Annotated in this window: 14 protein-coding genes; 6 read left to right on the plus strand and 8 right to left on the minus strand. The window is 41.1% G+C overall.

Translation table 11 applies throughout. The features are described 5' to 3' along the window. Positions 1 to 60 precede the first annotated feature (60 nt). Positions 61 to 1,041, minus strand: coding sequence for a FecR domain-containing protein (locus H5200_RS18275; protein WP_182762128.1), 981 nt, complete (start codon positions 1,039 to 1,041; stop codon positions 61 to 63). A 6-nt stretch (positions 1,042 to 1,047) separates the two neighbouring features. Continuing rightward, complete coding sequence (locus tag H5200_RS18280) at positions 1,048 to 1,566, minus strand: sigma-70 family RNA polymerase sigma factor (protein WP_149981994.1); 519 nt, start codon at positions 1,564 to 1,566, stop codon at positions 1,048 to 1,050. Between the two features lie 245 nt (positions 1,567 to 1,811). On the opposite strand from H5200_RS18280, the gene exbB reads away from it, so the two are divergent. The 5 genes from exbB to H5200_RS18305 are packed head-to-tail and all read left to right on the plus strand — an operon-like array spanning position 1,812 to position 5,167. Further along, positions 1,812 to 2,771 carry a tonB-system energizer ExbB gene (gene exbB, locus H5200_RS18285; protein WP_259399233.1) on the plus strand — a complete coding sequence of 320 codons (960 nt, stop codon included), beginning with the start codon at positions 1,812 to 1,814 and terminating at the stop codon, positions 2,769 to 2,771. Between the two features lies 1 nt (position 2,772). Further along, entirely contained in the window at positions 2,773 to 3,207 is a 435-nt protein-coding gene (locus H5200_RS18290; protein WP_182719363.1) for a biopolymer transporter ExbD, read from the plus strand. After that, entirely contained in the window at positions 3,204 to 4,046 is an 843-nt protein-coding gene (locus H5200_RS18295; protein ID WP_182762130.1) for an energy transducer TonB, read from the plus strand. The genes H5200_RS18290 and H5200_RS18295 overlap by 4 nt, the downstream gene beginning before the upstream one ends. 55 nt (positions 4,047 to 4,101) lie before the next feature. Next, positions 4,102 to 4,704, plus strand: a complete 603-nt coding sequence (locus tag H5200_RS18300; RefSeq protein ID WP_182719361.1) for a biliverdin-producing heme oxygenase — start codon at positions 4,102 to 4,104, stop codon at positions 4,702 to 4,704. Between the two features lie 43 nt (positions 4,705 to 4,747). Continuing rightward, a complete protein-coding gene (locus H5200_RS18305) occupies positions 4,748 to 5,167 on the plus strand; it encodes a YbaN family protein (RefSeq protein ID WP_149981998.1) in 420 nt (139 codons plus the stop codon). A 247-nt stretch (positions 5,168 to 5,414) separates the two neighbouring features. Here H5200_RS18305 and H5200_RS18310 read toward each other — a convergent pair whose 3' ends face one another. From H5200_RS18310 to H5200_RS18320, 3 genes are read right to left on the minus strand one after another with little or no spacing between them, the layout of a single operon-like run. Next, a complete protein-coding gene (locus tag H5200_RS18310) occupies positions 5,415 to 5,528 on the minus strand; it encodes an ATP-binding protein (RefSeq protein WP_182762132.1) in 114 nt (37 codons plus the stop codon). Between the two features lie 2 nt (positions 5,529 to 5,530). After that, positions 5,531 to 6,001 carry an ATP-binding protein gene (locus H5200_RS18315; RefSeq protein WP_182762134.1) on the minus strand — a complete coding sequence of 157 codons (471 nt, stop codon included), beginning with the start codon at positions 5,999 to 6,001 and terminating at the stop codon, positions 5,531 to 5,533. Positions 6,002 to 6,039: 38 nt separating this feature from the next. Beyond that, positions 6,040 to 6,786, minus strand: coding sequence for a GAF domain-containing protein (locus H5200_RS18320; RefSeq protein WP_182719359.1), 747 nt, complete (start codon positions 6,784 to 6,786; stop codon positions 6,040 to 6,042). A 373-nt stretch (positions 6,787 to 7,159) separates the two neighbouring features. Between H5200_RS18320 and H5200_RS18325 the strand changes: the two genes are divergently transcribed. Further along, a complete protein-coding gene (locus H5200_RS18325; protein WP_149982000.1) occupies positions 7,160 to 8,050 on the plus strand; it encodes a TPR end-of-group domain-containing protein in 891 nt (296 codons plus the stop codon). Here the strand turns inward: H5200_RS18325 and H5200_RS18330 are convergent. The 3 genes from H5200_RS18330 to H5200_RS18340 all read right to left on the minus strand — a co-directional run bounded on the left by H5200_RS18330 (position 8,047) and on the right by H5200_RS18340 (position 10,007). Then, complete coding sequence (locus H5200_RS18330) at positions 8,047 to 8,367, minus strand: hypothetical protein (protein ID WP_182719357.1); 321 nt, start codon at positions 8,365 to 8,367, stop codon at positions 8,047 to 8,049. The genes H5200_RS18325 and H5200_RS18330 overlap by 4 nt on opposite strands. Before the next feature lie 48 nt (positions 8,368 to 8,415). Continuing rightward, positions 8,416 to 9,240 (minus strand): nuclear transport factor 2 family protein, encoded by an 825-nt coding sequence (locus tag H5200_RS18335; protein WP_182740590.1) that lies wholly within the window; start codon positions 9,238 to 9,240, stop codon positions 8,416 to 8,418. 62 nt (positions 9,241 to 9,302) lie between these two features. Beyond that, positions 9,303 to 10,007: a ferredoxin--NADP reductase gene (locus tag H5200_RS18340; protein ID WP_310737051.1), complete on the minus strand. Its 705-nt coding sequence runs from the start codon at positions 10,005 to 10,007 to the stop codon at positions 9,303 to 9,305. Positions 10,008 to 10,087 lie beyond the last annotated feature (80 nt).

Consider the following 10,087-nt stretch of genomic DNA (forward strand, 5'->3'; position numbering starts at 1 on the left):
TCCCGTAACTCTAAATGATAATTATTTTATATTTTTTCCTGATGAACTAAATAAACATAGTTATGGGCGAATTTCGGCCCACCAACGGGTTCTGTAATGCACACTTGCCCGAGCGCTACGAGCGACTGTTTTAAGGATCAGGTGAGTGTCATTTAACTGAAAAACGCCGGAGACAAGGTAGTCATTTAAACTGGGGGCAATTTTTACAAAACCACGGTGATAACGAGATAGTTCAGCTAAAAAAGAATTGATTGACATATTTCGCACTGACAACAGCCCTGCTGTCCAACTACTGTAGTCAAATATATGATTGTCTAACTGTTGCATTGAATTTACGGTAATTTTATATAGCTCGCCAGCCTTGATCGCCTGATTGGTAAATAAGCCGTTTGCTTGCGCGAGCTTAACACTGCCTTGCATAACTTGAACTAAAGCATGATCGGCTTCATTACGCACAAAAAATTGTTTGCTGTCACAAAGTAAAGTTCCGTGCTGTAACGCCACCTGCACAGGCTGCGTATTAGCTGAAGCTATAAATTGCATTTCTCCTCGGGTTAAATGAATGTATCTATTGTGAGCATTAAAATTCAGTTCAACAGTGCTGTTATGATTTAACCAAAGCTGGCTATTATCGGCGAGCGTAAATAATTGCCGTTGATTGGTAGTTGCGTGATCTGCGTTAAGGTATTGCCATGCCCCCTGTTTGTCTGCCAACCAGCTTACACTGGCAAGCCCTAGTGTGGTTCCAGCGATCCTTTTTAGCGCCTGGCGACGACTCATGCTTTGTATATCATGATCGGTTTTTTTTAAGGTCATGTGAGCAATACGACCATTTTTTTTACTCACCCCGGCAAATGCAGCCTCCATGTTTTCTATCCGTTGCCAGGCTAATTCATGCATCGGATCGGCAAGCCGCCATCGCCTATATTCAGCCATATCTGCAGACTGTGCGTTGCCCGACTCTAAACAAATACGCCACGCAATCGCTTGCTGTACGACTTGTTCTGGTAAAGGTGTTTTTTGTGCACACGTATTATTCACAATCGCTTACTCTATATCACAGTATGTAAGGGTGTAGCACTCTAACATCGCTTTCGCCATGTATTTTTCAATAGATGATAGGCTCACCTTGAGTTGCTTTGCGACTTCTTTATAACTGAGCCCGTCGAGTCTAACCATTAAAAATGCTGTTTTTTCGATTGCTCTCAAACCACTCAATAATTTATCTATTTGCTCTAGTAAACTAAGCAGCTGTAGTTGCTCTTCAGGCGAAAAATAGGCTGCTTCTGGCATGCTTCCTAAAAATAATAAATAGTTTTCTTCTAGAACTTTGCGACGAATGTTATCGGTTACTAAGTTTCCGGCAACTTTTGTAAGCCATGCTCGCGGGCTTTGTATTTCGTTATACAAAGAGGGCTTATTAAGTAAACGCATAAATGTATCTTGAGCAAGATCTTGTGCATTATCTTTGTTGTAGGTACGTCGAGCGATCCAGCGAACAAGCCACTCATGGTGTTCTTGGTAGAGCGCATTAAACCCTACTGAGTTAGCGGTAGTGCTAGTCAAAATTTAACTATTCCTGTAGCATATTTACCGCGAGTATAAATGATTTTCATTCCTACTCAAGTTAATTTAGATATTCTGCAAACATTATTAATAAAAAATTTATTATTCTTTTGATGAAAATCGGATCTCGTTCGGCATTAGTTATATAGCCAATAATTTGTCCATCAAAACGATGCGGCATATTGATCTAGTATGTTGGTGTTACATCGCCACATTTACAAATTACGTAAAAATTAGGGAGCAAAATGTTTATAAGAACTATGTTATTTGTGTGTTTAATGGGTGGTGGAACGTCTGCGGTTCACGCACAACAAGCGGCGCCGTCAACAGCCTCCAAAGTAGAAGTTACAGGTAATGCTGTTACACCAGAGGTGAATACAAATACGCTATCAGCTAAATCTTTAACCGTAGGATCTGACCTTGATACAGACACCAATACCACGGTTAGTGTTGACGAGGCGGCTTTTGATCAACATGACTTATCGCCAATCGGCATGTACAAGGGCGCTGATGTGGTTGTGAAGGGCGTAATTATCGGGTTACTTTTAGCATCGTTAGTCTCATGGGCTATCTGCATATTCAAATCTGTACAGTTAAATATTGCTAAGCGAAATGCCAAAAAATTGCTTAAACATTTAATTCAAAGTGAAAGTTTTGCAAAGGCCAACCACACTTTATTACTACAACAAAGTGATGCCTTAACACTCCTAAAAGCAACCCAACATGAGTTGCAACTAACTGGCGAAGGACTTACTACTGACGAAGGCTTAAAGGAGCGATTAGTCGCGCGTTTAGAGCGTGTACAAGCAACGCTAAGCGCAAATATGAATCAGGGTACAGGCATATTGGCAACGATAGGCTCTGTTGCACCGTTTGTCGGTTTGTTTGGTACGGTTTGGGGCATTATGAATAGCTTTATTGGTATTGCTAAAACACAAACAACTAATTTAGCCGTAGTCGCCCCAGGTATTGCAGAAGCTTTATTAGCAACGGCTCTGGGGTTAGTTGCAGCGATCCCAGCCGTTATTATGTACAACCATTTTTCTCGTGTAATTGGCAGTTACAAAGCACAGTTAGCCGATATTCTGACCGCGATCATGATACTCGTGAGCCGAGATCTTGACCGAAAGCACCCTGATGCAAAACACATAGCCTACCTACTTAACGATGAAGACGCTGCAGATGCAGTATCTAAAGAGCTTTAAAATGGCATTTAGTAGTAACCGTACCGATAGCGATGAATTACAAGAGCAGCATGAGATTAACGTCACTCCGTTTATTGATGTGATGCTGGTGTTGCTAATAATTTTTATGGTGGCGGCCCCATTAGCCACTGTCAGTGTGCCAGTTAAGTTGCCTGCTGTTGCGGCACCAACCCAACCGAAAAGTGATGATCCAACTTACCTTACTCTACAACAAGACCTTACTTTAATACTTGGCGAGGGAGATAAAATAAACCAACAAAATTTGGCGCAAGCACTAAAACAACATGGTATTGAAACACAGCAGCAAATTTTGATTCGTGCAGATAGCAAAGTTGAATATGGTCAGTTCATGGCATTAATGAATCAATTAACTAAAGCCGGCTACTCACAAGTTGCTTTAGTCGGTCTTGAACATGAAACGGATGTTGCCCAGTGAGTTTATTCGCAGGAAACGATACCAGCGCTTCTCACTTGGTGCGTTGGCATGTTGTAGGCGCTTTTTTTATCGCCGCGATGCTTCATGCCGCCATTGCGGGTTATTTTTTAATGCCGACAGAGCATAACAATATCGTACCCATGCAAGCTTCACCGCAGGTGTTTGAAGTCAATATTGTGGCAGCCCCCAAAGCGGAGCCATCGGCACTTCCTGTCGGACCTGCGCAACAAGAGTCAGCACCAGTAAAGCGGCAGGTAAGCAAGCCGACAACAACAATAGATAAACCCTTGGTAAAGCCATTACTCGAAAGCAAATCTGACTTTACCATTAGCGATAAACAACCTGAGCCAGCACCAAGTAAACCAGTAGAGAAATCTAATCAACAACAAGAGCAAGATCCACAACCGACTCCGCTGCCTGATAACACCAGCATAACAGGAGCCAGTGAACACTTGGTAGAGCAAAGTAGTGCTCCTTTGGCTATTCCAGTGAAAAAGTCAACAGTCGCATCTGGTCCGGTAAAAGGTGCTTTAAGTGAACAGCAAAGTACAGCTAAACAACTATGGCAAAGTGCTATTCAGATCCACCTAGAACGAAAGAAGCGCTATCCACGAATGGCAAAGTTAAGGCGCCAACAAGGTGTTCCTTGGGTGAGTTTTACCATGGACAGAGCAGGTAATATTTTAGATGTCACATTATTTAAAGCAAGCGGAATAGCTGCATTAGATAATGAGGTCATCGAATTAGTTAGACGTGCTGAGCCCTTGCCCGTCCCTCCAGAAGAAGTTACAGGGAACCCAATAAAAATGGCCGTGCCTGTGGCATTTTTTATTCATTAACAGCTACTTGCTGTGCTTATTACGAATTACTGAAATATAAAACTAAGGACATACAATGATTGCAGACCAACATGTTAACAATGAGATTAATACGCCTTCATTAACAACACTATTTAAACTCAATACCACGACTATTCACGATAACCTTGATAAAACGATTATGACTAAGCGACCGTTTGCAAGTTTAGACCGTTATGCTTTATTTTTAGAAGTTCAATATCGATTTCATTTGGCTATTGCCCCTCTTTATAGCGATACTAATTTAAGCCGCTTAGTGAGCGATCTGCCAACACGGCAGCGCCTAAGCCATCTTGAACAAGACTTACGCGATATTAACGTCGATCTGAGTGAAGTAACAACCAGCGTTAACTTAGTGCCGGTTGACTACCCAGCCTCACTGGGTTGGCTTTATGTATCAGAGGGGTCTAATTTAGGCGCTGAGTATTTATTAAAAGCAGCAAAACGTATTGGCTTATCAGAAGAATTTGGTGCCTCGCATTTAGCACCAGCAACAATTGGCCGCGGGCAATCATGGCAAGATTTTACAACGGCTTTAAATACGGTTGAATTAACTAAAGAACAACAGACACTCGCAATTAATGGCGCTCGCGATGCTTTTAGTTTGGTTCGTAGCGCTGTTGATTGTGTATTTGTTTAAGTAAAACGTGAGCTGCAAGTGCATTAAAATTAAGCGATAAAGTATGAAGCGTACAGGTAAGAAAAACTCGATGTTAGTTATTAGTAAATTTAAGCAAGTGACTTATTTATTAAGTGGCTTCGTGTTAACCGTAATGGGGATTGTCGGTGCTTTTTTGCCGATAATGCCAACAACAGTATTTCTTATTGGTGCTGTTTTTTGTTTTAGCCGTTCATCAAAGCGCTTTGAATCTTGGTTAATTAATCACCCTCGCTTTGGTAAAACACTAATCAATTGGCAAGCCCATGGCGCTATTTCTAAGTCGGCAAAAGTAATGGCCAGTTTAGGTATGGCTGTTGGGTATGGATTATTTTACCTAAGCGCGCAACCTTCTTTATTACTGGCAACTGTTGTCGCGCTTTTTATCGGTGGCAGCGCATATTACGTTTTATCTCGCCCTTTACCACCAAAAGACTGCTCGTGATGGTTGCCACTTAATTAGGCGCGAGATTGATAACCTCGTCCCTAAGTAAAAACAGAGGGAGTTAAGGTATCCAGTCAGCGCTAGCTTGTTAGCTACAGCTAAGTAAACAACTCACCTTTAAGCTGGTCCTCAGGCAGTAGCGGTTTAAGTTACCCTGTCACCAGAATATTTACTCAACAATGACCGTATTCTTTACGAGCAAATTGTTTGAGTATCATGCTAAAACTCTGAGTTTTATCAAATATAGCTAGCTCAGGCTCAGTGGAAAAGTAAAAGTGACGGTAATACCTTGCTCTGGCTGACTATGTATTTTTACATCGCCCTGAAGAGCTTGGGTGGCAAGGTTATAAACAATCGCCATACCTAAACCGCTGCCGCCATTGCCACGAGTGGTGGTAAAAAGGGTTCAAACACACTTTGTAATACGTCCTTGCTCATACCGTGGCCGTTATCGCTATAGCGTAATGTGTAAGTGTGTTGCTGGGTATCTAGGCGAACGGCTATATTGATATGATTATCTTCGCGATCTTTAAAGCCATGCACACAGCTGTTACTAACCAAGTTCATAATAATTTGGCTTAAAGCCCCCGACACTGTGATAAGCGTTAATGCTTTGTCGCACTCAATTGTGGTGGTTACTTTGTGGCTGCGGGTTAATGGGGTGAGACTATGTATTGTATTAGCTAAGTAGTCATTTAACTTCACGGTGCTAATATCAAGAGAAGATTGATCGACCGCTGTTTGTTTAAAATTACAGATCAATGCTGCGGCTCTATCAAGATTACTACTGGCAATGATTAAACACTCATTAATATGCGCGACAAATTTTTGCAAATTGCTTTTCGATAATGTGTTGTCATTTAGCTGTTGAGTTAGTTGTTTAAGATTATCTGTTGCCGAACTATTGGCGGTAACGGCATACCTATTGGCGTGTTTACTTCATGGGCAACACCTGCCACTAGGTTTCCTAATGCGGCCATTTTTTCCGCTTCAATTAGCTTTTCTTGGGTACCGGTTAACTCTTCCAATGTTTTTTGTAAGGTATTCGTTCGCTCAATCACCCGCTCTTCTAGGCGATGATTGGCAACTTCTAATTGTTGCTTAACTAAACGACTTTCTTGCGCCGACAATGCGCGGCCATAAAGATCAGCAAGTCCACTCAAAAAAGTGCATTCATCATCCTCCCATTGCCTAAAACTGCCAGTATGTTCACAACAAAAAATACCGATCATTTCTCCTTTGAATCGGATCGGTGCATCCAACATTGATTTTATTCCTAAAGGCGTTAAATAATGCTCTGAAAATTCAAAGGTAGCGGGATCAGTATGCGCATTATTAGCAATGATCACGCGCTGAGTATCTAACGCAGAAAAATAAGCCGGATAGTTCTCACGTGATAATATGAGGCTTTGGTTTACATTGTTGTTCGCGCGGTCAAACAGTAACTGACAATGACACTCGGTATTATCTTTATTAAATAACCAGATGCTAGCACGCGTATTATTTAAGCCATCAATAATGGCATTTACAATTAATTGTTCTGCAAGCTCTATATAGCCATCATCTAACGCTGATGAAGTAGACACTTTATAAAGTAATTGCACAAGCTGTTGCCGCATTGAATACACCTTCCCCAAACTATGGTCATCAATTTAGTTTAGTTGATGAAATTAAATCCTACCTCAACAATTATAATGCTTTAAATATTAAGACGTTGTTCAGATATGTTTGGTTATTATGAACACTCACTCCTGTTGATATCCCTGACGACTTTATGTTGTTTAAGCAGTTTTACCAGCTCTTCTTAGAGCTGGTTTTTTTTTGCCTGTTTTTAATGGCTTCATTTTCTTCCATTACAGCAATGCAGCGATTACCAAGCACACAGCAGTAAAAACAACCTCGAAAGATCAACCCACCCTAGTTACTAATAGGTAGTCATGTTACAGTTTCATTAATTTACTTAGCACTTTAATTTATCGACTAGGCAGTAGTATGCGTCATTATTTTGTATCAATTTTACTTCTTTTTGCCACTTTAGTGGCAGCTCAGGCACAGGCACAAGAGTCTCGCGCTGTACCCAACCTGCAACATCAAAAACAGGCACTCAAAAAACTCCAAGAGCCGATGTACAGACCCTTGATGGAACGCTATATTCTTGATGAACTCAAAGCGGTACGCCAAGATCAGCAAAAACTACGTGAAGACGTTACCAAACAAGTCACTCATGCTCAGCTTGATACCGCTGATCGCGCACTGACTTACACCACTGATACAATTAATAATGTATTTTTTATCATCACTGCCACAGCCTCTATTTTGGTACTGGTTGGTTGGAACTCGTTACGTGATGTAAAAAACAAAGTAGAAGATATTGTAAATACCCGTGTCAGCGTGATCACTAATGAATACGAAGCACGGTTGAATACATTTGAAGAAAAGCTACGCGAGCGCTCTGAAGAAATTTTAAGTAACCAACAAAAAATATCTGTTACTAATGAAGTCCACTCTTTATGGATGCGCGCTAATTTAGAAAGCGATATAGCCAATAAGATCGAAATATTTGATGAGATTTTAAAACGTAAACCCGAAGATGTTGAAGCTATCGCTTATAAAGCCGATGCATTACTAGAGCTTAATGAAACAGCTCAGGCGATAGAGTTGTGTAACCAAGCCTTGGATATAGACAGTGACTACGGCTACGCTTATTGGCAACGTGCATGTGCCTATGCGTTGACGCATAAACACGCTGATGCGTTGGCCGATATTAAAATGTCGTTGGAGTATTCACCAAACTTACGTAATGAGCTATTGCATGAAAGTGCATTTGCCAGTTTGCACGACAATAGCAGCTTTAATGCGATTGTATCTGGCGACAATGATTAGCGTTCTAAGAAGCTTTCTATTGCTTGAGTGAGTAGTTCATCGAGTTGCTCCTCAAACTCATCTTTGTTGGTTTTAAAGTGCGCTAGATATGCCTGCGCATGCTGATCAGATAACAGCCGAGCATTAATACTGTATTCGCGCTCGGCTTTAGTTTTATCAAACCGCGGGGTAAAGTGGTACAAAGCAAAATAAGGGGCAACCAATTGCTGATTAGCATAATCGCAAAAGCGTTCAATTGTTTGCGCACCTGTTGGTCCTAAACAGCCAGGCTCTACACGATAAAGTAACTTAATTTTTTTATCATCACTAATGTCCATACTCGTCGCGGCCCCTTTATTTGCCTATATAATCTGCCTATTAATGCTCTATCTAAAAAAGAGCACTTTAGTTATTTTGCCGTTTTCAACTTGATAGCTAGAGATTAACTCCCCGCGCTTATCAACTACATTTGGATCTGTTGAACAGGTTTCTGACAGTTCATGATCGATAACGATATTACCGTGTACAATGCGTTTAATTGGGGATGATTTTATACACTTTAATTTTTTAAACATTATCCCGTAACGGGCAATCAGTTTTTCTTTGCCCTTAAAAAGTAACTCATTTGGAAAGGCATAAAACTCTACATTTTCATCATACATACTAATAAATGCGTCGATATTTCTGGCGTTGTACGCCTTAATTAATTGCTCGATAACGGCTAACGATTCGCGTGACTGTTTGGCTTTAACTTGTTGCTTGAGTGTTAGCGCTTCTTTAGCTTGGATCACCGCTTGCTCTGCTTGTGCGACAGCAAGCTGTTTTTCTTGTTGCGTTTTAGGAAGCTCAGCAGGTTTTGCCGCTTCGGTGCCAAGTACCTTACTGGTATCAACTTCAGGCTCGCTTGGTTTGCTGGTGTCTGTTTTAATTGGCTGTGTTGGTTCAACATTTACAGGTTCAGCTGATTGCTCATTTTGCGGGGTTAAAGTGATCACCGCAGGGCTATCTTGTAATTCAACCTCAGTTGATTTAGCTGAGGCTTTACTCTGCACTGACTTTTCTTCACCAGCGCTAGTGTCAGTCGTTTTTACTGCAGCAGGTAATTCAGCTGCTTTTGTTTCAGTTTTAGTCGGTGGTTCAACTACTTCAGCTGCAGTTGCTAATAATTGCCACGCAAGTAACAAACTTACTAAAAAAAATAACGGTTTCATACTGTTCCTGAGTAATTTAAGAAACTCTAAAATAACAAAATTTACCGGATCGCGATAGCTTTTTACCAATACTGCTCAACGGTGATTTGCCCAGGCTCCCGACGACGATTGCGAGTGTAGCCTTGCTCGGTTAATAATGCGCTGGTGTCTTTAACCATTTGCGGATTACCGCAGATCATAAATTGACTATTTTGCGGGCTAACTACACTGTCACTATGCTTAAATAGAGTGCCATCGGCGATTCGATCAGTAATGCGCCCATCTAAGCCGACAATTGCCTGCTCGCGACTCACTACGGGCAGATAACTCAATTGCGGATACTGCTGCTGCAACTGCGCGATTTTTGCTTGATAACTTAAATCTGTATTCAAGCGCACACCATGCACTAAGGTAATATGCTTAAACTGCTGCCACACATCAGGCTGCTCTAAAATGGATAAAAACGGCCCAATTGCGGTGCCGGTACTAAGCATAAACAACTGTTCACTAGCGGGAATTTCATCAATAGTAAAAAATCCACTGGCGCGGCTTTCAATCATCACTGTATCGCCAGGTTTAAGCTTGGCTAATTGTTGTGATAATAAGCCATCGACTACATTAATTAGGTAAAACTCTAAATCGGGAGAGCTTGGTGCATTTACGTAAGAATACGCTCGTGCAATACGTTTTTCATCCATCATCATAGAAAGCTTAGTAAACTGCCCTGCTTTAAACGGCTCCAAGTCTATTAAAGCTAATTTACCTTGTGGTTTGATCACTTTAATAATTTCATCAAGATGTTGATCGGTATGAGTGAGGCTAATTACATAATCAAATTCAGCAAGATTATGCTCTATTCGTTGTGCAT

It is taken from the genome of Pseudoalteromonas sp. SG43-7 (genome assembly GCF_014164295.1).
Classification (GTDB): domain Bacteria; phylum Pseudomonadota; class Gammaproteobacteria; order Enterobacterales; family Alteromonadaceae; genus Pseudoalteromonas; species Pseudoalteromonas rhizosphaerae.

Excerpts from the sequence above, each read along its gene's own strand:
- exbB (WP_259399233.1), top strand. The coding sequence starts at position 1,812 with ATGTTTATAAGAACTATGTTATTTGTGTGTTTAATGGGTGGTGGAACG.
- H5200_RS18290 (WP_182719363.1), top strand. The coding sequence starts at position 2,773 with ATGGCATTTAGTAGTAACCGTACCGATAGCGATGAATTACAAGAGCAG.
- H5200_RS18300 (WP_182719361.1), top strand. The coding sequence starts at position 4,102 with ATGATTGCAGACCAACATGTTAACAATGAGATTAATACGCCTTCATTA.
- H5200_RS18305 (WP_149981998.1), top strand. The coding sequence starts at position 4,748 with ATGAAGCGTACAGGTAAGAAAAACTCGATGTTAGTTATTAGTAAATTT.
- H5200_RS18310 (WP_182762132.1), bottom strand. The coding sequence starts at position 5,528 with ATGGCGATTGTTTATAACCTTGCCACCCAAGCTCTTCAGGGCGATGTA.
- H5200_RS18320 (WP_182719359.1), bottom strand. The coding sequence starts at position 6,786 with ATGCGGCAACAGCTTGTGCAATTACTTTATAAAGTGTCTACTTCATCA.
- H5200_RS18325 (WP_149982000.1), top strand. The coding sequence starts at position 7,160 with ATGCGTCATTATTTTGTATCAATTTTACTTCTTTTTGCCACTTTAGTG.
- H5200_RS18330 (WP_182719357.1), bottom strand. The coding sequence starts at position 8,367 with ATGGACATTAGTGATGATAAAAAAATTAAGTTACTTTATCGTGTAGAG.
- H5200_RS18335 (WP_182740590.1), bottom strand. The coding sequence starts at position 9,240 with ATGAAACCGTTATTTTTTTTAGTAAGTTTGTTACTTGCGTGGCAATTA.